Genomic DNA, 20,372 nt, shown 5'->3' on the forward strand with positions numbered 1-20,372 from the left:
GAAGAGCAGGCTCAAGCCAGCCCGGTATTCTCAGCCAACGCTGCGCGCCACTCTGTGCTCGCGCTTGTCTGCATCCGCGCCGCAGCCAAGGCCGCATCCGCCTCGGGGAAAACCACCTCAGCGCCCGCAAGCGCCTCGGCAATAGCCTGCCGAATCCCCGGCAACGCCAGCACACCACCGACAAAGCCGATCGGCCGCGCGCCGACCCGTCCCGTCAGCGCCGTGCCCAGCAAGGCCAGTTCCTGCCCCGCCGCGCGCAAAATATCCCGTGCCGTAGCATCGCCGCGCTCCGCCGCCGCGCCGACGGCCACCGACAGCGTGCCGATCCGCCCGCGATCCCCGCCATAGACGAATTCACGCACCGCCGGCCATTCAATGCCGCCGAGCCGGGCGGCAATCTCTTCCGCCAGGATCGCCACACCCTCGAACGACCCATCATGGTCCAGCCGCCGAAACAGCGTGTCGAGCGCCTTCAGCGCAATCCAGCTGCCCGACCCCGCATCGTCAATGAGAATGCCGCGTCCGCCGACGCGCACATAGGTGTCGCCAGTCCCGATATGGAGCGCGATGGAGCCCGTCCCCGCCGAGATCAGGTGCCCCTCGCCGGGCTTGAAGATCGAGGCATAGGCCAGCGTCATGTCGTCGACCGTGACGCAGCCATCAGCCGCAACGCCAAAGAATTCGCCGAGAAGCTCGCGCAAGGTGCCAGAGACCCCGGCGCCAAAGCCGGTCAGGCCCGTCGTCGCCGATTTTGCGACAAGGCCCTGCGCCCGAAGGTCCGCCGCAATGGAGCCCAGCGCCGTGCGCAGCCGCTCTTTTTCGACCGGATTGAACAGATGGCCCGTCGCGCCCGACGTTTTGCCGCGCGCCAGCACCACGCCAGAATCGTCACAGGCCACCCAGCGGCTGGCCGTGCCGCCGACATCAATCCCGAGATGCACCGAAATCATGCAGGCACGCCGCCCCTGACGAACATCTTGGTGATTTCGCGCGGATTGGTAATCATCGTGCCCACCACAACAGCATGAGCGCCGGCGTCAAAACCGCGCTTCACCCATTCCGGCGTATTGTAGCGGCCCTCGGCCACCACGGGAACAGACACGTGCTTGGCGAGTTTTTCGAGAAGCTCGAGGTCGGGATGCTCGGGCTTGGGCTGGGTCGCCTCGGTATAGCCCGACAGCGTCGTCGCCAGATAGGTCGCGCCCCAATCGGCCGCGGCCACACCTTCTTCGAATGTGGAAATGTCGGCGAAAACCTCCGCCTTCAGCTCCTCGCGGATGCGCCGCACCAGCACGTCCGGGCTTTGCCCATTGCGCGGCCGCATGGTGCAATCGAGCGCCACGATCTCCGCCCCCGCCTCGACGATTGCCGCAGCGGCATCGAAGTCCGGCGTGATGTAGACCGAATACTCGTCCGAAAACACCTTGTGGATGCCGATCACCGGCAGGCCCGCACCCTTCACCGCGCGGATATCGGCCGGGCCATTGGCCCGCAGTCCCTTCGCCCCGCCATCGCGGGCGGCGAGGGCCATCGCGCCCATGAAGACCGGGCCGTGCAGCGGATTATCCGCCCGCGCCTGGCAGGAAACGATCAGGCCGCTGGGCAGCGCAAAACTCACTTCACCGCTCCCGAAGTCATGCCGGCAATGAACTGCTTGGAGAGGACGATGTAGATCAGGATGATCGGCGCGGCCGACAGCGTCAGCCCCGAGAACAGCACACCCCAGTCGGTCGTATATTCGCCCATGAACGTCGTCAGCCCCTGCGGCAGCGTCTTCAAGCTATCGTTCTGGATGAAAACCAGCGGGAAGAAGAAGTCGTTCCAGATCGGCACCACATTCTGGATGCCGGCAATGACCATTGCAGGGCGCACCAGCGGCAGCATGATCGCCCACATGATCCGCGCCTCGCTCGCCCCATCCATGCGCGCCGCATCTTCCAGCTCATTGGGCAAGCTGCGGATAAAGCCGGTCATGATGAAGATCGTCGTCGGCAGGCCCATGGCCGTATAGACGAAGATCAGCGAGAGCTGATTATTGAGGATCGACAGGTCCCGCATCAGCATGAAGAGCGGAATGATCGCAAGCTTCAGCGGCAGTGTAAGCCCCGCCAGGAAGAACATCAGAATGAAATTCGAGCCGGTAAAGGCATAACGCCCAATGGCATAGGCGGCCATCGTCCCCAGCGTCAGGATCAGCACCATGGAGGCGCCGGTGACGATGAAGGAGTTGAGCAGATACCGGAGGAAATTGGTCTCGCTCCAGATTTTTACGAAATTCGCCACCTGGGCGAAATCGGGAATGCCGAAGGGCGACTTGAAGATTTCCGGCGTCGTCTTGAAGGCCGAGAACACCATGATGATGATCGGTGCCAGCATCAGCACGGTATTGGCGATCAGGATGATCTGCAGCATGCCATCGCGACCGAGCGTCGCGAACAGCCCCTTGCGATCGTAGTAGTTGGTCGCGGTCGCACTCATAGCTGGATCTCCCGGGCGCGCAGGCGCGTGGTGATGACGCCGGCAACCACGGCAATGAAGAGGAAGATGATCACGGCGAGGGCCGAACCGAGCCCAAAGTCCTGCTGGCCGGCCGAGACGTTGCCAAAGGCCGTGCGATAGAAATAGAGCCCCAAGACGTCGGTCGAACCGAACGGCGAGCCATCGAGACCGCCCATGATATAGGGCAGCTCAAACCAGTTGAACGCGCCAACAAAGAGCAGCGTGAACACGATGGTCGCGCTCGGTGCCACCAGCGGCCAGACGATTTTCGTGATCTTTACCCACTCGCTCTCGGTCTCCATGCGCACGGCATCGAGAATTTCGCTCGGGATACGCTGCATGCCGGCAAGGAAGACGAGAGTCGGGAAACCCACCATATGCCAGGCTTGGGCCACGATGATGCTGCCAAGCGCCGTGCCCGATTGCCCGAGCCAGGGCTGAGCCAGCCAGCCGAGCCCGATGCTCTTGAGGCTGATGTTCACGACGCCAAAGAGCGGATGGTAAAAAAGCTTGAAGAGATAGGCGACGATGATCGTCGAGAGCACCACCGGCAGGAACACCGCAATCCGGTGAAAGCGCGCGCCGGGCAGTTCGCGCCAGAGCGCATAGGCGAGGATGAATCCCAGGCCGTTCTGCAGCACCATCAGCGCGAAAAAGACGATGACGTTGTTCTTGAAGGCATTGAGCGTCCAGCTGCGATAGGGCTCGACGAACAGCACGGTATGGAAATTTTCAAGGCCCACGAAGTCGAGCCGCTTCAAGCCCTGCCAGTCGAAGAAGGCATAGGCGAAGGCCGAAATGATGGGGTAGACGATAAAGAGAGCCACAAAGGCCAGTGGCGGCACGATGAGCGCGGTGATCCAGAGGCCGCGGCCTGTCATCCGAAGTTGGGGCATTTGGGGCTCGCCTTGCGATTGAGCGAGTGGGAGCGCACCCCCACCCTTGGTCCCTCCCCGCCAGGAGAAGGGAGACGAAGGAACCTAATCTGGCGCGTGATTTCAGATAATCACCGGCGCACTTGCCTCCCCCTCGTGGGGAGAGAGTGAGGGTGGGGCCATTTCGCCCCACCCCCTCGGCGGAGGGAGATCCGCCTTACTTCTTGAAGGGCTCGTACCAGGCGGCAAGGCCGTTGGTCAGCGCTTCGCCGATGGCTGCCGGGTTGGTTTCGCCGGCAAACAGCTTCTGCATTTCGCCCTGGATGAGCACCGAACCCGAAGGCTCGCCAAAACGGAAGTGCACCAGCATCAGGTAGGGGATCGAGGAGGTGTTCAGCTCGGCAACTTCAGCGAGCAGCGGGTTCTCGAAGGTCACGCCCGGCACGGCCGAAACGGTGTTCAGCGTGTTGGCCATGGCCTGGCCGAACTCGTGGCTGGCGAGGTAGTTGATGAACTTGGTCGCAGCTTCCTTGTTGGTGCCGGCAGCGTTGATGGCGTAGCCGCCGTCAAAGTAGAGACCAACGAGCTTGGCATCTTCCGCGGTCTTGCCAGGAGCGGCGAAGATACCGAGTTCGATGTCCGGGTTCTGCGACTTGAAGGTCGACAGTTCATAGGAACCGCCGATGAACATGCCGGCCATGCCCGAGGAGAAAAGCTGCTGGGCGGAGGGGTAGTCGAGACCGACGAAACCATCCGGGAAGTAGCTGGCGGCGACTTCGGCCACGGCGCCGAGCGCATCGGTGAAGCGCGCGTCGGTGAAGTCGGTCTTGCCGGCCATCAGCTCGTTATAGAAATCCTTGCCCATCAGCGAGGAGCCGAGGCCGAAGGTGACGGTTTCGTTCTGCCAGGCCGTCGCGGTGCCGTTGGCGAAGGGGATGACGCCAGCGTCCTTGAGCTTCTGCGCAGCGGCCTTCAGCTCGTCCCAGGTCTGGGGCTCTTCGATGCCATTGGCGTCGAAAATGGCCTTGTTGTAGATGACCAGCTGGCTCTGGCTGGCGAAGGGCACAGCGTAGAGCGTGCCGTCGGCGCGCATGCTTTCAGCGGCAAGAGCCGGCGCGGCGAAATCGGCGAGCGCCGGGATCATGTCGACCGTCAGCGGCTCGAGATAGTCGCCCGAAGCCAGGTTTTCGAGACCACCATAGGCGCGAACCTGTGCCAGGTCCGGACCGGTGCCGCCAGCGAGAGCGGTCGAGAGAATGGTGTTGTAGTTTGCCGCTTCAAACGTCTCGAACTTTACGGTGATGCCGGGATTGGCAGCCTCGAAAGTGTTGATGAACTGCTGATAGGCAGCGCGATCTTCCTGACGCCAGCTCCAGAAGGTCAACTCCTGGGCAAAGGCGGGGGCCGCAACGAGCACTGCGCCCAAAACGGCGCCAGCGCGGAGAATAGTCTTCTTCATGGTGTTCCCTTCCCTTGAAAACTTATTGGATAGTTTGTTCCGCCCCTTATGGGGTCAGCCGCCGTCCATCCTCGGCGGAAAAGTAATGCGCAGAGCCCGGCTCGACCGTGACGGTCACCGCTTCATCCGGCGCATAGATGTCGTTGGGGCCTGTGCGGGCCGAGACCAGAGTGCCGTCGGCAAGGCGCGAATAGACATAGGCGTTGTCGCCCAGATATTCGGTATAGACCACCTGCGCGGTAAGCCCATCACCTGCATGGCCCCGGTGCAGCTTTACCGCGTCGGGCCGCAGGCCCAGTTTGAATGTATCGCCGGCCGGCAGGGCACCGGTGGCGATCGAGCCGCCATTGGCAACGGCCAGCTTTTCGCCATCGCGGGTGACATCGACCAGCGTCATGCGCGGCGAGCCGATAAAGGTCGCCACAAACGTATTGGCCGGGGTTTCATAGAGTTCGCGGGGACTGCCCACCTGCTCGATGCGACCGGCATTCATCACCACGATCTTGTCGGCCAGCGTCATGGCTTCCACCTGATCATGGGTCACATAGATCATGGTGCCGCCGATATCGCGGTGCAGCTTTGCGATCTCGAGACGCACTTCCGAGCGGAGCGCCGCATCAAGGTTCGACAGGGGCTCGTCGAGCAGGAAAACTTCAGGCTTGCGCACCAGAGCGCGGCCGATGGCGACGCGCTGACGCTGCCCACCCGAAAGCTCACGCGGCTTGCGCTTCAGGAGCGCTTCGAGCCGCAGCATGCGCGCGGCATCGGCAATGCGCTTTTCGACCTCGTCCTTGGTCAGGCCCATCAGGCGGGCGCCGAAGGCCATGTTCTCGTACACATCCATATGCGGGTAGAGCGCATAGGACTGGAACACCATGGCAATGCCGCGCCGCGAGGGCGGCACATCGTTCATGCGCTGGTCGTTGAGGAAAAAGTCGCCACCAGAAATCGGATCGAGGCCAGCGATCAGACGCAGCAAGGTCGACTTGCCGCAGCCCGAGGGGCCAACGAAAACGACGAATTCCCGGTCCCCAATTTCGAGGTCGATGCCGTGGAGCACATCGGTGGTCTTGAAGCGCTTCTTGATGTCGCGCAGCGATAGTCGAGCCAAGATGCCTCTCCGCTTATCCCTCGATGCCCTCCAGGTGAGCACCTTGGGCTGGAATACTAAATTCCAAAATTGAACACTGTCAAGAATAGAAAATTACATCAGATCGGTGACAGACAAGAATCCGATAAGGCTTTGAACTATCCCGTAGGACAAGTCGCTCCAGCGGAGCGATTTGAAGTCGCCTAAAGGCTCCTTGAGAGCCTTTAGGCAGAGAAAGGCCATGAGAGCTACGCTCGAATGGCGGGCGGAATGGGAACTCCGCACGCCGTGAGAAAGGCACCCTCACCCGAATTGCTGCGCAATTCGACCTTTCCCCCAAAGGGAGAGGTGTCGCTCCGCGACTATGGCGCACTCCCTCCTCTCCCCCTGGGGGAGAGGTCGCCCGAAGGACGGGTGAGGGGGCCTTCCGCCAATCGCCGCGCCGCTGAAGGGCAGGATCCCTCCCCCATCGTCACCGCCGGGCTTGTCCCGGTGGTCCATGGGGTGTTGCGAAATCGCTGGATTGCCGGGACAAGCCCGGCAATGACGACGGGGGAAAGAGCCCTCAGGCCTTCAACACCGTCACCGCTGCCTCGCTGCGATGGATGTAATCGTAAGCATCCGCCTGACGCCGCAACAGCAGGATGAACAGCATGTCGGTGAGCATGAGCTGGGCGTCACGCGAGGTGATCGCCGAGGAGCGCACCCGCTCTTCGTCGGCGACGGTAAAGAGGCTGATATCGGCAATATCGAGCAGCGGATTGGGCTGGAGCCCCGTCACCGACAGCAATGTTGCCCCGCGTTTCTTGGCCAGTTCGGCAATGCGCAGCGTTTCCATGCTGCGGCCCGAATGGGAAAGGGCAATGATCAGGTCCTGGTCGTTGAGCGCCGAGGCGTTGGAGATCTGAATGTGGCTGTCGCTATCGACCAGCACGGTTCGCCCCAGCTTCAGCAGTTTGTAAGAAAAATCCCGCGCCACAAGCGATGAAGCGCCCACGCCGGCGAGTTGGATGCGTCGCGCCGACATCAATGCATCGAGCGCGGAATCGATCGTCGCCTCGGTGTTCACCGCCGAGGTCTCGCGCATCGACAGCAGCTTTGAGCCGATCAGCTTTTGCAGGATCGTCATGTAGCTGTCGCTGGCATCGATCGTGCCGTGGATCACCCCGGCCGGCGCATGGAATTCCTGCGCCTTGGCCTTGTTCACATCGAGCTTGAGCTGTTGATAACCCTCGTAGCCCAGCTTCTGGCTGAACTTGACCACGCTCGACTGGCTACGCCCGGTGGCCTCGGCCAGCGCCGCGGAAGACATGGCCAGCATTTTCTCGGGGTGGTCGAGAATGAAGCGGGCGATCTGCCGATCGGCCTGCGTCATGGACTCGAGCTTGGCATCGATAATCTTCAGGATGGACATGGCTTTTACCCCCGGAGAAACGGCATCTCCCGAAAGTCGATGCCGGTCAATCCACCTCAGCTTCGCTCCACCCACAACGCCCATCCCACAAGGGCAGGATTTTCTGGCAAAGGGAGTTCCCGTTGTCGCGGGAATGACGCAGTGTGGAGGTCTAAGGTACCTCGTCGATAAAGGAATATTCTATTCCTGATTTCATTGACAAGCGGAATATTCGCTTCTAGCATTTTGGTCGAACAGAGGGACCTCCTAATGGCAAAAAGCGCTCTGATGGCGGAGCTGGAAACGCTGGTTTCCGAGGCACGCAATCCCGACACGGTCGAGATCGATCTGATGTCGACCCGCGAAATTCTTGCGGCCATGAACCGGGAAGACCGCAAGGCTCCCGAGGCCGTCGAAAAGGTTCTGCCCGAAATCGCCCAGGCCGTCGACAAGATCGTCGATGCCTTCCGCAATGGCGGGCGTCTCATCTATATGGGCGCCAGGACCAGCGGTCGTCTCGGCGTGCTCGATGCCTCCGAATGCCCGCCGACCTTTGGCGTGCCGCCCGAAATGGTTGTCGGCCTCATCGCCGGCGGTGACCACGCCCTGCGCCACCCCATCGAAGGCGCCGAAGATTCTCTCGAGGAAGGCCGCAAGGACCTCGAACGCGTAAAACTCGAAGCCCGCGACGTGGTCGTTGGCATCGCCGTTTCCGGCCGCACGCCCTATGTCATTGGCGCGCTCGACTACGCCAAGTCCGTCGGCGCGACCACCGTTGCCCTCTCGTGCAATCCGGACTCGACCATTGCCCGCCAGGCCGAAATCGCCATTTCGCCCGTCGTCGGCCCCGAAGCCGTCACCGGCTCGACCCGTCTCAAATCCGGCACGGCGCAGAAACTGGTGCTCAATATGCTGACCACGGCCAGCATGATCCGCATCGGCAAGACCTACCAGAACCTGATGGTCGACCTCTCGGTCTCCAACAAGAAGCTCGAAGCCCGCGCCATCCGTATCCTGGTCGAAGTCGCCGGCTGTAGCGCCGAGGACGCCGAACGCCTCCTCGTCACCGCCGGCAACAACGTCAAGCTCGCCATCCTCATGGCCCTCACCGGCATGGACCGCCCCGCCGCAGAAACCGCCCTCGAAAACTCCGAAGGCTTTTTGCGCCGCGCCGCTGGCATTCAGCCGCGCGCTGCGGGCTGATTCCAACACTCCATTGTCACCCCGGCGAAGGCCGGGGCCCATCCCGAGATATCAAGTTGGATCCCGGCCTTCGCCGGGATGACATCTGGTGGCTGGAAGAGATCTAGCCAAAACCACTGTCCCTTCACCTCCCCCTTGATGGGGGAGGATGGGAGGGGGTGGGGTCACACGCGCCAACCTATCGGATCGCCCGCCCCGCCTCGTCGAACAAATGCACCTGCCCTTCCGGCAGTCCGATATGCATCTGCTGGTGCAATTCCAGCTCCGGTGCCCCATCGAGTTTTACCGTAACGGTCTCGCCATCCGGCAGCTCGACATAGGCCAGCGCATATTCCCCGAACTGTTCGATCACCGCCAAAGTGCCGCTGAGATGCGCCGTTTCCGCGCTCGCCAGTTCCATATGCTCGGGCCGTGCACCAATCGTTCGCACTTTCGTCACATCGGTGCCTGTCAACGCTAACAGTCTGTTCCCCGGAAGCCGCAATCCGCCACTCTCCGGCGCTACGGGGATAAAGTTCATCCGCTGGCTGGCAATGAACCCTGCCACGAACGTATTCACCGGGTTGCGGTAAAGCTCCAGCGGCGTGCCCACCTGCTCGATCACGCCGGCATTGAGCACCACGATCCGGTCCGCCAGCGTCATCGCCTCCACCTGATCGTGGGTCACGTAAATCATTGTCGCATCAAGCGTATCGTGCAGTTTGGCAATTTCGACGCGCGTCTGCGCGCGCAGCGAAGCGTCCAAATTCGACAGCGGCTCGTCGAACAAGAACACCTTTGGATTGCGCACGATCGCCCGCCCAATCGCCACACGCTGGCGCTGTCCACCGGACAGTGCCTTGGGCATGCGATCGAGATAGGGATCGATCTGCAGGATCCGCGCAGCCTCCCTAACCCTCTGATCAACCTCTTCTTTCGGCGTCTTTTGGAGTTTTAGGCCAAAGGCCATGTTCTCATAAACACTCATATGCGGATAAAGCGCATAGGACTGAAACACCATGGCGATGCCTCGCTGCGGCGAGGGCACGTCATTGACCACCCTGCCGCCGATGGAAATGTCGCCGCCAGATATGGGCTCGAGCCCGGCAATCATGCGCAGGAGCGTCGATTTCCCGCAGCCCGAAGGTCCGACGAAAACCACGAACTCCCCGCTCTTGATGTCGAGGTCGACCCCATGGATCACCTCAAGCGATCCATAGGACTTGTGCACCCTTTTGAGCGTGACATCGGCCATTTCAGCCTCCTCAGATTTCGACCAGGAGCGTGACGATCTCGAACGGCCGCAGGTTCAAGGTCAGCTTATTGTCCTTGATATCCAATGGCTTGCTCGGCCCCTCTTCCATCAGGTTGACCGTGCGCACGCTCTTCACCTTGAGGCCAAACGAGATCGTCGCCTCGGCGCGGATATTGGCGTGCTCGAAGACGCGCAGCACCACGGCATCCGATTTTTCGGCCTTCTTCACCGTTTCAATGGTGACGTTATCCCCGCTCACCTGCGCCAGGCTAAACTGCTCGAAATTGCCGCTGGCCTGAGCCTGGGGAGAAGTCGAGCCGATAACGGCAACCGGATTGTTGAAGCGTTCCGCCGCCCGATGCACCTGCGCGAGATCGGCAACGCCTTCGTGGACAAACAGCGCATAGCGAATGCGATGTTCGCCAAGATCGGCATCCGGGCTCGGGAAGGTCGAGCCCCGCACCAGCGTCAGCCGCACCGATTGCTCGTGGCAGTCATAGGCATACTTGCTGTCATTGATCAGCGCCGCGCCGAAATCGGCTTCCGAAATATCGACCCAGCGATGCATGGACGCCTCGAACCGCGCGCGGTCCCAGGTGGTGTTGCGATGGGTCGGACGCTTGACGTGGCCGAACTGAATTTCCGAGCGGATTTCGGAAATGTTGAGGTCGAACGGGAACTGCGCCTTGATGACCTGCTGCCGTTCCTGCCAGTCGATAAAGGTGTCGAACTCCACCTGACGCGCACCGGCAGAGAGCGAAATAACCTGCACGATCAATGACTTCTGATACTTGCGTTCGACCCGGATGGCCGCGCGATGCGGGCCGGTTTCGACCACCGAAATCTTGGTCGGGCTATCAGCCAGCGGCCAGAACTGCTCTTCGAAGTAACGGTCGATATCCCAGGCGTCCCACTCCATCGGCTTGTCTTCATAGGCAATCAACCGATTGGCCGCCGCGCCCGGCGCCAGCACTTCGCGCTGCCGCGTCTTGTCGAAGACCGAGGTGATTTCACCCGCCTTGTCAAAACTCACCTTGATGAGTTCGTTCTCAAGATGCTTTTCCGAAACCGACAGCGTGCTCTTGGCGGCCGGAGCCGAGGACACGACCTGAGCCGCCGTCCAGCCCAAGGCCGCAATATTACCAACCGGCGCAACACTTTCCGTCGAGCCATCAGCCCGCGTAATCTTCTGCACCGGCGCAGCGCCGCCAGCCGTCGCCAGTCCATTGCCCGCCCCGACATTGCCGAGGCTCACCAGTTCCGCCCGGTTCTGGCTGGTAAAGTTGAGCACGCGAAGCTGATCGGCACCCGGCTTGGCAAAAGCCTGTGCTGCCGCATGCCAGGGCCCGTTCTGCGACGAAAGCGTCGAGAAGATCTGGGCATACTCGCCGTCGCTATCGACGTAGACTTCGGGAATGGACGTGCCCGGCAGGATATCGTGGAACTGGTTGATAAGAACCAGCTCCCAGAATTCCGCCAGGGCTTCCGAGGGATAGGCATGCCCCGCCTGGCTCAGCGCCATGGCGCCCAAAAATTCCAGCTCGCGCAAGCGCCGCTCGGCATTGCGGTTGTTCGCCTTGTTCTTGGCGACCGAAGTCAGCGTGCCGCGGTGGTACTGCAGGTAGAGTTCGCCATTCCACGTCGGGAACTTTGCCGGATTGGCGTCCATCGCCTTGCCGAGACGATCAAGGAACGGAACGATGCCCTCCAGCTTCACCTTGGGCGCGCCGGGAATGCCGCGTTCGAGGCGCGTGCCGCGTTCGATCATGGCGCGGGTCGGGCCGCCACCGCCGTCGCCATAGCCATAGGACATTACGACTTCATTATAGGCAGCCTTGGGCTCATAGCGCTTCCACGCGCCCATGGTCTCGGAGACCGATAGGTCACCATTGTACGTCGTGAAAATCTGTTCGCTGTCATACCTTTGCGCAGTGATGAGCTGCGCTTTGGTGACGGTCCCATCGATGCCGCGCCAGAAGAACGTGTCATAGGGATGCCGGTCGGTATCGTTCCAGCTCAGCTTCGACGTCACGAAATATTCGAGCCCGGATTTTTCCATGATCTGCGGCAGGTTGGCCGAATAGCCGAACGTATCCGGCAGCCACACCGTCTTCGGCGTCACCTTGAAATGCTCGATATGGAAGCGGCGGCCGCGCATGATCTGGCGGACGAGGGATTCACCCGAGGCGATGTTGACGTCCGGCTCCACCCACATGGCGCCTTCGATCTCGAATTGCCCGGATTTGACCTTCTTGAGCATGCGCTCCCAGATTTCGGGATAGTCCTGCTTCAAAAAGTCGAAGAGCACCGACTGGTTATACATGAAGACAAACTGCGGATACTCCTCCATCAGGTTGAGCACCGTGGCAAAGCTGCGCCCGGTCTTGTCGCGCGTATGCATCACGCGCCAGAGCCAACCAACGTCGAGATGGGTCGAGCCAACCGCCGTGATCTGCGGCTGCACTTCGGTATCGACGAGATCGTAGATCTCTTTTGCAATTTTTTCGGCGGCCGGCAGCCCCGCCTCAAACGCATCGGTATGCCCATCGCGGCGATCGAGCGCCCGCAAGGCGCGGTCGACGATGTTCAGAATAGCCTGGCGCCGCGGATCGTTCTGGTAGAGCCGCACCGCCACATCGAGCGGCGTCTGCAGGTCATAGTAGAGCTTTTCAGCGCGTTCATTGCGCACGAAGAAGTCGACTTCAAAGCCAACCAGCGGCCGATCGAAGAACGTAAAAGCGTTGACCAGAATGACGTGCTTGTTGCCCGGCTTCGCATTGCGCTCGATCACCAGCTCGGTGTGATTGCCATCCAGCGCCTGCGCGATTTTTCCGTCGAGATAGGCGAGACATTGCGGGTCGGTCGAACCCGGCCGGTCCTGCCACTGGCTGGTGAAGTGTGCGACGAATACCTTGCCCTTGGCTTCCTCGGGCACGGTGATTTCGGCGGCAAACCAGGTGTGTTCCTGATGCTTGGCCCAAACCGTATGGCGACCAAACTTTTCCCAGTTCTTCCAATCGGCCTTCAGCGCTTGCTCGGCCGAAAAGCCGTCGGCGCGCTGCACATGCCATTGGAACGGCACATTGGCGATCGGGGTGCGGATCTTCTGTTCAAGATCCTTGCAGAGACGGAGGAGTTTTCCCTCCATCTTGAGGTCGTCGTCGAGAAGACCGAGTTTGGTAGATTGAGGATTGGAATAGGTCATCCTTTGACTCCGACACCGGCGAACCCTGTGTTCATGTTCCGCCGCAACAAGAAATAGACGCCGATCGCCGGCGCAGCGTAGAGAATGGAAAAGGCCGTGAGGAAGCCGTAGTTGATGGCGCCCTGCTGCCCGAAGGCCGCATAGAGGCCCACCGACATTGGGAAAGCGTCCTGCACGCGCGCAAAGATCAGCGGCAGCAGGAACTCGTTCCACGCTCCCGTGAAGCTGAAGAACCAGACCACCGCGATCCCGGCGCGCGACATGGGCAACACGATTTTCGTGACAATCTGGAGAAGGCTGGCGCCTTCCACATAGGCCGCCTCCTCAAGTTCGATCGGCACCGTGTCGAAGAAATTCTTCAGGAGCAGCAGTGTGAAAGGCAGGTTCAAGATCGTCAGCGCAATGATGACGCCGAGCTGGTTGAGCAGCCCCGAGCGCTGTGCCGCAAAATAGAGCGGCACCAGCACGCCGGCTGACGGCAGCATGCGCAGCAGCACCAGCGTCCAGAGCAGCGCATTGCGGCCCGGAATGCGCAGCCGCGACAGAGGATAGGCCGCCGAAATGCCGACGACGACCGAGAGCGTTGCCGTGCCCGCCGCGATGATCAGCGAATTGATGAACTGCCGCCCGGCATTGCCGCTGACAGCGAGCCCAAAATTATCAAACCCAAAGGCTTTGGGGATTTCGAGCTGGCCCGTAGACAACGGGTTGAAGGCATTGAGGATCAGCCAGGAAAACGGGCTCACCCAGATGACGGCCATGAAGGCCAGGGCAATCGCGGTCAGACGCGAGGGGCCGGTATTGTCCATCACTTGGGCTCCCGCAGAAGACGCAGATAGAAGAGCGAGAGCACGCCGACGATAGCCAGCATGGCGACCGAAATAGCCGAGCCGAAGCCGAGATTACCGCGCGCAAAACTCTGGTTGTAAAGGAAGACCGCCAGCGTTTCCGTCTGCCGCCCCGGCCCGCCGCCGGTCATGGCGAAAATCAGCGGGAAATAGGTGAAGGTCCAGATGGTGATGAAGAGCATGTTGGTCGCGATATGCGGCCGGATGATCGGCAGCTGCACGAGCCAGATTCGCTGGAACGGCGTCGCCCCATCGACCTTGGCCGCTTCCACCACTTCGCGCGACACGGAGTCGAGCGCGGCAGAGAACAGCAGATAGGACCATGCCGTGCCCTTCCAGATATTGGCCACGGTGACGATGGGCAGGGCATATTCATTGATGAAATTGATCGGCCGGAAACCGAGCGGCACGACGATCAACTGATTAATCAGGCCGGTCTGGCTGGTCGTTGCCGACCACAGGAATGCCGCGACGATATCGGGCAAGAGCCAGCCAAGCATGATGCAGACTTCCACCACACTGCGAATGGTCGATTGCGTGCCGCGCAGGGTCGCGGCGAGCAGAAAGCCCAGCACCGATTGGCCAACAATGGCCGAGAAGAACACGAAAATGACCGTGGTCCAGAGCGATTCCAGGAATCCGCGGCGGGTAAACAGCCTCTCGAAATTCTCGAGCCCCACCCAGCTCCACTCGACGCTTTTCCTGCCCACCAGAGCGAGGTCGGTGAATGAGAAGGCAAAAGCCCAGGCGGTGAAGTAGAGCAACGCCCCTATAAGAACGATTGCCGGCAACATGCCGAGCACCAGGACGAAGAGATTGCCGGTCAGCCAAGGATTGGCCTGGTTTCTCATGGGCTTTTTCTCATTGGCAGAAGACCGTCTATGCGCTCGATGTCATCCCAGCGGGATCGACAAGTCGGAAAAACACCCGTCACGGCGGCACCCGGAGGACATTGGGCGCCGCCGCGTCGGGAGGTTCGACTACTCGTAGGTCACGACATTCTCTTTGCCGAACTCGTCGACGAGAGCGTCATGATAGGTCTGGATCACCTCATCCACCGACACGCCATCGACGAGATCCGAGGTCGCCTGCTGGATCAGCGCCGAAACCGTCTGATAGCCCGGCACCGTGTCGCGGCCGGTCGTGTCAGCGGCGAGCGCCGTTGCCTTGGCGAGGAACGGATCGGCCATGTATTCCTTGGATTCAGAAATGTCGGTGCGCACGGCCATGCGGTGCGTGGCAAGCGTCCAGGCCTTGAAATTGCCCTCATCAAAGATCGCGGTCACGAGCTTGAAGGCGAGATCCTTGTCACTGGCATTGGCGTTGACGCCGATGGTCCAGCCACCCGAAATATTGGTCGTTTTCTTGGTGCCCGGTTCACCCGAACCCGGCCATGGCGTCCAGGCAACTTCGGCGTCGCGCACTTCGCGGCTCGGGGGATTGTTGCAATCCCAGAGACAAGCGTCTTCCCAAGACCCCGAAGCCAGAATGCCGAGCTGGTCATTGGCAAGCGCCGAACGCACGGCCGCGCCGATATCGGTCGCATAATTGAGGTCGGCCGGGTTCAGCTTGTCCTCGGCATAGACCTTTGCGTAGAGGTCGAAGGTGCGACGCAGGGCGGGGCTATCACCGATCCACTGATTGGTGTCGCGCTTCAGGAGGCGATTGCGGTCGCCTTCCGGCACGTCAGCGCCGAGCAGCGCCATATAGACGCCTTGCATGGTCGCAGCTTCAGCCTGCTTGGTGCCGGCCGGCAGCTGGAACGGATACTGCACGCCAGCATCTTTCAGCTTCTGCGCGGCATCGAGAATGTCGGCCCAGTTCTTGGGCTCCCATGGGGTCGGAATGCCGGCCTTTGCGAAATTGGAAAGATCGTACCAGAGCATGCGCACGTCGGTATCGGTCGGGAGGGCATAGACCTTGCCTTGATAGGAGGCCACTTCGAGCAGGCCCGGCATATAGTACTGGAACTGATCCCAGCCCTTAAGCTGTTCGTCGAGCGGCAGCAGATAACCGGCCGAAGCCAGTTCGCTGACCATGAACGAGTCCATCACGTTGACGTCGGCAGCCGTACCGGCGCTGAGGTCGAGCGCGATGCGCTGGTCGTAGCCCTGGCCCGGAAGTTTTATCGCCTTCACGGTTTCGCCGGTCTCGGTCTGGAAGGCCGCGATGCCGGGCTCGACCAGTGCCGAGAGCCATTCGGGATACATGAACGATACTTCCGCCTGGGTCGGCAGCGCTGATGCAGCCATTAGGGAAACAGCGGCAACCGTCGTCAGAAAACCACGTCTGAGCATCTACTCCTCCTCTGCTCGCTTGCCGCTTATGTCCGCGGCATTGTCTAGGGACCTCCACATCCCACGACGCCGTAAACGTAATCATATGAACTGCAACGTTGCAATTCATAATCTACTTCCGTCACCCTTGCTGACATATCTTGTTTTTTGTTGTTTTATTTCAATAGTGTTTTTGAGTTACAACGATTTCGATGACAGTCAAAATTCTCTCCAACGTTGCAAAAATTTCGCATTGGCTTGACCGGCGACGCGTGTAAAATCAACACGGGGAAAGTGATGAGCAGCAAGACGACAACGAAGACTATGGCCAGCGGCAACCGGCGTGTAACGCTCAAGACCATTGCCGAGGTGACCGGGCTCAGCCTTTCCACCGTATCGCTGTCCCTCAGGGGCGGCACCACGCTCAAGCAGGAAACGCGCGACAAGGTCAACGAGGCCGCCAAGGCCCTCGGCTATGTGCCCGATCGCGCCGGCGTGCGCCTCAGGACCGGCAAGACCAATGTCATAGCGCTGGTGCTGGACGGGTCGGAAGATTCAATCGATTTTGCCCGCAACATGATCCAGGGTATCGGTCATGCCATCAAGGGCACGCGCTACCACCTGAGTGTCATCCCCGAATTCGAGGGGCAGAGCAGCACCGAGACGATCGACTACATTCTCAGCAATCGTACGGCCGACGGGGTGATCATCACCCATACCGGCCCGCGCGATCCGCGCGTACAGATGATGATCGATTCAGACTTTCCCTTTGTCAGCCACGGGCGCACCGAGTTTTACACGCCCCACGCCTATCACGACTTCCATTCCGAAGAATTTGCCGCCCTGGCGGTCAAGCGCCTCGCGGGCAAAGGCTGCCGCGACATCATGCTGGTCATCGGCGACGACAGCACGACCAATTACCACAACATCGTGACCAGCTATCGCAAGGAAGCGGCGCGCGCCGGTATCGAGGCTCGGCTTTTTGAGGGCGCCGGGCTCAGCCCTGCCGAGATGCGCAAGGTCGGCCTCGACCTCGCCGCGGCGCCGAACCGGCCCGATGGCATTATCTGCGACAGCGAAATGCGCACCATTGCGCTGGTTGGCGGGCTCACCGAGGGTGGGGTGAGGATTGGGCGCGAAGTGCAGCTCATTTACAAGCAGACCTCGGGCATCCTCCCTACGCTCTTTCCCGAAATGGACAGTATTCGTGAGGACGTCTTTGCCGCCGGCGGCGCCCTCACCCGGCTGCTGCTGCGCCGTATCGAGGGCGCGGCGGTCGAAGACCTGCAGACGCTCGATGAACCCCAGCCGCATTGGCGGAGCGATTAGGCGCTCAGGCCGCCTTTGCCCGGGTGAGGTTCGCCTTCATTGCTGCTGTGTGGTTGAGCGCATAGGCGAGCGCCAGCTGGATGCCGAGCCCCACCACCAGGATCGCCGCATCGATCAGCACGTTTTCCGGCACGCCGGCCTTGACCGCCTGAAACAGCAGGCTCAACGCCGTGCCCGTGGCAAAGACCGGCAGGCCCTGCCGCCGCAGTGCGCGGAGCGGGGAGACCCAGCGCGAGGCGGCAATGGCCTGCATGCTCGGAATGGAAGCCAGCACATAGAAAAGGCACAGCGCGTGCAGCAGTCGCGGCAGCGACAGGAAGGTCTTGTCGAAGGAGTGGATGTGGAACGGCGCGCCGGCCTGCCAGAGCCAGCGCAGCACGCCATTGCCCATGGCGCCCACCGGCTGCACCTTCATCCAGAGCACCGAGAGGACAAGGAAACCAAGCGCCGCCAGAAACGCCACCGGATGGGTGGGAAAGGCGCGCTGCCCGAGTTTCATGCCCATGCCGGCTACAAGGCCCAGCACAAAGACCAGTTGCCAGGAGAGCGGATTGAAGAACCAGCCGCCCGAATTGGGGAAATTGGGAAAGTTGAGCCGGAACGCCCCGGCGATAAACCAGAGAACCACCGAGCCCGCCACCAGCCAGTATGGCTTTTTCAGCCCCAGCACGATCAGCAGCGGCGTTGCCAGCAGCAGGGTCAGGTAGAGCGGCAGGATATTGAGATAGCCGAACTGGTGGGTGAGCAGCGGAATGCCGACCAGGGTCGAGAGCGGCTCGCGCGCGAGCGCTCTCAGATTATTGGTCTCCAGCAGCTCAAAAAGCCCGAAGAAATGCGCTGCCGCAGCAAAGGTGCCGAGAAAGATGAAGGTCAGCGTCAGGTGCACGAAATAGAGCTGTCGTGCCCGTGCCCAGGGCCGGGCAATGGCAAGCCAGAGCGGCACGTTCTTGAGGAAGGCGCCGGAATAGGCAAGGCCCGCCGCCGCGCCCGACATGAAGACAAAGGCTTCGGCAGCGTCGGAAAAACCGAAATTGCGGTTGGTAAAAGCTTCGAAAACCGTGCCCGGCACGTGGTTGATGAAGATCATCACCAGCGCCAGGCCGCGGAACATGTCGAGCCGCGCGTCGCGCGTGCCTGGCGGCAGCGGCGCCGGACCTGCCAGAAGCGCCCGCATGAAGGGGACGCGTTCCCAAAAGCTCGGGGCGCGATCAAGCATGGACGGCGACTTCGGCAAGCGTCGACATCATCCGCGGCTCGCTGGCGCGCCAGCTCGTCAGGATTGCATTGGCCTCGGTGATGATCGGGCTCGGCGCCCGCTCGCTCGGCACCGAGAACAGCCAGGTACTGACCGGACGTTCGCCGCCGCGCGCTGTGGCCCAGATCACGAAGGGCGCGAGCAGCGCCGGTCCTGCTACCGGCAGCAGCCAGGGGAGAAAATCAGGGCCGGCATAGGCCATGAAGACGAGCGCGGCAAAGGCCGTCAGCACGATCCACCAGCTCGCGGCAAAGGCGGTCTTGGGCGACACGGCCTTGGCATCGCGTTCGGTTGCCGGCCAGCCGCCATCCATGCCGAAGAGAATCTGGAACACCGCGCGGCTCTGAAAGCCAAGCAGCACCGGGGCGATGATGGTCGAGATGACGATCTCGCTCAAAACCGCAGGCGCGATCCGCCAGCCGCCAAACTTGGCATTGTTGCCATCGATGGCGCCGCGAAGGGCAATGGCAAACTTGGGCAGCAGCAGCGTTGCCATCACGCCACCACCGATGATCCACGGCGTTGCGCCCCAGCGCTCGCCGCCATTGTCGGGAATGAGGCTGGCAATCAGGCTCGCCGCCATCAGCGTCAGCCACAGCGGAGAGGCGATATAGGCCATGATCCCCTGGACGAAGGTAAACCGGCTCCAGAATTTCAACCCCGGCGCAGCGATCAGCCGGCGATGCTGCAGGTTGCCCTGGCACCAGCGACGATCGCGCTTGGCATATTCGATGAGGTTTTCCGGGCCCTGTTCAAAAGAGCCGCCGAGTTCGGGGTCCACTTCCACTTTCCAGCCGCCGCGCGCCAATAGCGCTGCTTCGACATAGTCGTGGCTGAGGATGTGCCCGCCATAGGGCGGCTTGCCCGAGAGCACCGGCAGGCCACAGCAGGAGGCGAAGGCGCGCACGCGTACAATGGCATTGTGCCCCCAATAGGGGCCGTCCTCGCCCTGCAGCAGCGCAGCGCCACGGGCGAAGTAGCGCGAAAAATAGGCCGAGGAATAAGCCATCATGCGCCCGAAAAGGGTGCGCGCTGCAATCACTACCGGCACGGTCTGGAGAAGACCCAGCTTTGGATCGGCATCCATGCGCCGCACCATGGCCAGCATGGTGTCGGCTTCCATCAGGCTGTCGGCATCGAGAATGATCGCATAGTCATAGGCCGCGCCCGAGCGGGCGATGAAATCCTCGATATTACCGGCCTTGCGACCGACATTGCGCTCGCGGCGGCGATAGAAGATGCGCCCCGACGCTTCCGGCTCAACAATCAGGCGCTCGAACTCGCTCGCTTCTTCAGCGGCAATTTCGAGCGAGGTCGTGTCCGAGAGGATGGCGAAGTGGAAGAATTCGGCATAGCCGCTGGCAACGATCTGCCGGTTCATCGCGGCGATGCGCGAAAAGGTCTCGACCGGATCTTCATTGTAGATCGGCACGAGAACGGTGGTCTTTCCCTCTGGACGCGACAGATCCTGCCGGCGCCTCGTGACCGGTGAGAGGGCGCCCAAAAGCCCGATCGTGCCGCCCCAGACGAGCCAGAAACCCGTCAGGACCAGCAGGATCGTGCGCACCCAGTCGAGAAAGCCGGGACGGTTGCCCCCGATCAGATCGAGGAAAGCGATGCCGGCGGTCAGGCTGACGGCCGCGGCGAAGCCTAGCGTGAGGAACCGAAGCCCCCCAGCCTGCCACGTGGTTAGCCGATTGGTCATG

General features: G+C 61.3%; 16 protein-coding genes. 2 read left to right on the forward strand and 14 right to left on the reverse strand.

What is annotated here, in order from left to right; translation table 11 throughout:
• Positions 1 to 11: 11 nt before the first annotated feature.
• The 7 genes from J0I64_RS01565 to J0I64_RS01595 form a co-directional block, all read right to left on the reverse strand.
• The gene (locus J0I64_RS01565) at positions 12 to 950 is read right to left on the reverse strand and encodes an N-acetylglucosamine kinase (RefSeq protein ID WP_291405753.1); all 939 of its coding nucleotides are present in this window, start codon (positions 948 to 950) and stop codon (positions 12 to 14) included.
• Complete coding sequence (locus J0I64_RS01570; protein ID WP_291405754.1) at positions 947 to 1,618, reverse strand: N-acetylmannosamine-6-phosphate 2-epimerase; 672 nt, start codon at positions 1,616 to 1,618, stop codon at positions 947 to 949. The genes J0I64_RS01565 and J0I64_RS01570 overlap by 4 nt, the downstream gene beginning before the upstream one ends.
• Positions 1,615 to 2,478 carry a carbohydrate ABC transporter permease gene (locus J0I64_RS01575; RefSeq protein ID WP_291405756.1) on the reverse strand — a complete coding sequence of 288 codons (864 nt, stop codon included), beginning with the start codon at positions 2,476 to 2,478 and terminating at the stop codon, positions 1,615 to 1,617. The genes J0I64_RS01570 and J0I64_RS01575 overlap by 4 nt, the downstream gene beginning before the upstream one ends.
• Complete coding sequence (locus J0I64_RS01580; RefSeq protein WP_291405758.1) at positions 2,475 to 3,395, reverse strand: carbohydrate ABC transporter permease; 921 nt, start codon at positions 3,393 to 3,395, stop codon at positions 2,475 to 2,477. Before J0I64_RS01580 ends, J0I64_RS01575 begins: the two co-directional genes overlap by 4 nt.
• 196 nt (positions 3,396 to 3,591) lie before the next feature.
• On the reverse strand, positions 3,592 to 4,833 hold the full coding sequence (locus tag J0I64_RS01585) for an extracellular solute-binding protein (protein ID WP_291405760.1): 1,242 nt from the start codon (positions 4,831 to 4,833) through the stop codon (positions 3,592 to 3,594).
• 46 nt (positions 4,834 to 4,879) lie between these two features.
• Positions 4,880 to 5,944, reverse strand: a complete 1,065-nt coding sequence (gene ugpC, locus J0I64_RS01590; RefSeq protein WP_291405762.1) for a sn-glycerol-3-phosphate ABC transporter ATP-binding protein UgpC — start codon at positions 5,942 to 5,944, stop codon at positions 4,880 to 4,882.
• 544 nt (positions 5,945 to 6,488) lie between these two features.
• The gene (locus J0I64_RS01595; protein WP_291405763.1) at positions 6,489 to 7,337 is read right to left on the reverse strand and encodes a MurR/RpiR family transcriptional regulator; all 849 of its coding nucleotides are present in this window, start codon (positions 7,335 to 7,337) and stop codon (positions 6,489 to 6,491) included.
• Between the two features lie 249 nt (positions 7,338 to 7,586).
• Between J0I64_RS01595 and murQ the strand changes: the two genes are divergently transcribed.
• Positions 7,587 to 8,519: an N-acetylmuramic acid 6-phosphate etherase gene (gene murQ, locus J0I64_RS01600; RefSeq protein ID WP_291405765.1), complete on the forward strand. Its 933-nt coding sequence runs from the start codon at positions 7,587 to 7,589 to the stop codon at positions 8,517 to 8,519.
• Positions 8,520 to 8,697: 178 nt separating this feature from the next.
• Here the strand turns inward: murQ and ugpC (J0I64_RS01605) are convergent, their stop codons facing one another.
• The 5 genes from ugpC (J0I64_RS01605) to J0I64_RS01625 form a co-directional block, all read right to left on the reverse strand.
• Positions 8,698 to 9,753 carry a sn-glycerol-3-phosphate ABC transporter ATP-binding protein UgpC gene (ugpC, locus tag J0I64_RS01605; protein WP_291405767.1) on the reverse strand — a complete coding sequence of 352 codons (1,056 nt, stop codon included), beginning with the start codon at positions 9,751 to 9,753 and terminating at the stop codon, positions 8,698 to 8,700.
• Between the two features lie 10 nt (positions 9,754 to 9,763).
• Positions 9,764 to 12,958, reverse strand: a complete 3,195-nt coding sequence (locus tag J0I64_RS01610; RefSeq protein ID WP_291405770.1) for a glycoside hydrolase family 38 C-terminal domain-containing protein — start codon at positions 12,956 to 12,958, stop codon at positions 9,764 to 9,766.
• Positions 12,955 to 13,767, reverse strand: coding sequence for a carbohydrate ABC transporter permease (locus J0I64_RS01615; protein WP_291405772.1), 813 nt, complete (start codon positions 13,765 to 13,767; stop codon positions 12,955 to 12,957). Before J0I64_RS01615 ends, J0I64_RS01610 begins: the two co-directional genes overlap by 4 nt.
• Complete coding sequence (locus tag J0I64_RS01620) at positions 13,767 to 14,657, reverse strand: carbohydrate ABC transporter permease (protein WP_291405774.1); 891 nt, start codon at positions 14,655 to 14,657, stop codon at positions 13,767 to 13,769. Before J0I64_RS01620 ends, J0I64_RS01615 begins: the two co-directional genes overlap by 1 nt.
• A gap of 129 nt (positions 14,658 to 14,786) precedes the next feature.
• Positions 14,787 to 16,103, reverse strand: coding sequence for an extracellular solute-binding protein (locus J0I64_RS01625; RefSeq protein WP_291405776.1), 1,317 nt, complete (start codon positions 16,101 to 16,103; stop codon positions 14,787 to 14,789).
• Between the two features lie 276 nt (positions 16,104 to 16,379).
• Between J0I64_RS01625 and J0I64_RS01630 the strand changes: the two genes are divergently transcribed.
• Positions 16,380 to 17,411, forward strand: a complete 1,032-nt coding sequence (locus J0I64_RS01630) for a LacI family transcriptional regulator (protein ID WP_291405778.1) — start codon at positions 16,380 to 16,382, stop codon at positions 17,409 to 17,411.
• A 4-nt stretch (positions 17,412 to 17,415) separates the two neighbouring features.
• Here J0I64_RS01630 and J0I64_RS01635 read toward each other — a convergent pair whose 3' ends face one another.
• Together J0I64_RS01635 and mdoH are read right to left on the reverse strand one after the other, a co-directional pair.
• Positions 17,416 to 18,627: an OpgC family protein gene (locus J0I64_RS01635; RefSeq protein ID WP_291405780.1), complete on the reverse strand. Its 1,212-nt coding sequence runs from the start codon at positions 18,625 to 18,627 to the stop codon at positions 17,416 to 17,418.
• The gene (gene mdoH / locus J0I64_RS01640; RefSeq protein ID WP_291405782.1) at positions 18,620 to 20,371 is read right to left on the reverse strand and encodes a glucans biosynthesis glucosyltransferase MdoH; all 1,752 of its coding nucleotides are present in this window, start codon (positions 20,369 to 20,371) and stop codon (positions 18,620 to 18,622) included. The genes J0I64_RS01635 and mdoH overlap by 8 nt, the downstream gene beginning before the upstream one ends.
• Between the last annotated feature and the right edge of the window lies 1 nt (position 20,372).

Origin of the sequence: Devosia sp. (assembly GCF_017307565.1) — a bacterium.
Classification (GTDB): domain Bacteria; phylum Pseudomonadota; class Alphaproteobacteria; order Rhizobiales; family Devosiaceae; genus Devosia.

Bases quoted from the DNA above. Each gene is read 5' to 3' on its own strand.
- J0I64_RS01565 (WP_291405753.1), bottom strand. From the start codon at position 950: ATGATTTCGGTGCATCTCGGGATTGATGTCGGCGGCACGGCCAGCCGC.
- J0I64_RS01575 (WP_291405756.1), bottom strand. From the start codon at position 2,478: ATGAGTGCGACCGCGACCAACTACTACGATCGCAAGGGGCTGTTCGCG.
- J0I64_RS01580 (WP_291405758.1), bottom strand. From the start codon at position 3,395: ATGCCCCAACTTCGGATGACAGGCCGCGGCCTCTGGATCACCGCGCTC.
- J0I64_RS01585 (WP_291405760.1), bottom strand. From the start codon at position 4,833: ATGAAGAAGACTATTCTCCGCGCTGGCGCCGTTTTGGGCGCAGTGCTC.
- J0I64_RS01595 (WP_291405763.1), bottom strand. From the start codon at position 7,337: ATGTCCATCCTGAAGATTATCGATGCCAAGCTCGAGTCCATGACGCAG.
- murQ (WP_291405765.1), top strand. From the start codon at position 7,587: ATGGCAAAAAGCGCTCTGATGGCGGAGCTGGAAACGCTGGTTTCCGAG.
- ugpC (WP_291405767.1), bottom strand. From the start codon at position 9,753: ATGGCCGATGTCACGCTCAAAAGGGTGCACAAGTCCTATGGATCGCTT.
- J0I64_RS01610 (WP_291405770.1), bottom strand. From the start codon at position 12,958: ATGACCTATTCCAATCCTCAATCTACCAAACTCGGTCTTCTCGACGAC.
- J0I64_RS01615 (WP_291405772.1), bottom strand. From the start codon at position 13,767: ATGGACAATACCGGCCCCTCGCGTCTGACCGCGATTGCCCTGGCCTTC.
- J0I64_RS01620 (WP_291405774.1), bottom strand. From the start codon at position 14,657: ATGAGAAACCAGGCCAATCCTTGGCTGACCGGCAATCTCTTCGTCCTG.
- J0I64_RS01625 (WP_291405776.1), bottom strand. From the start codon at position 16,103: ATGCTCAGACGTGGTTTTCTGACGACGGTTGCCGCTGTTTCCCTAATG.
- J0I64_RS01630 (WP_291405778.1), top strand. From the start codon at position 16,380: ATGAGCAGCAAGACGACAACGAAGACTATGGCCAGCGGCAACCGGCGT.
- J0I64_RS01635 (WP_291405780.1), bottom strand. From the start codon at position 18,627: ATGCTTGATCGCGCCCCGAGCTTTTGGGAACGCGTCCCCTTCATGCGG.
- mdoH (WP_291405782.1), bottom strand. From the start codon at position 20,371: ATGACCAATCGGCTAACCACGTGGCAGGCTGGGGGGCTTCGGTTCCTC.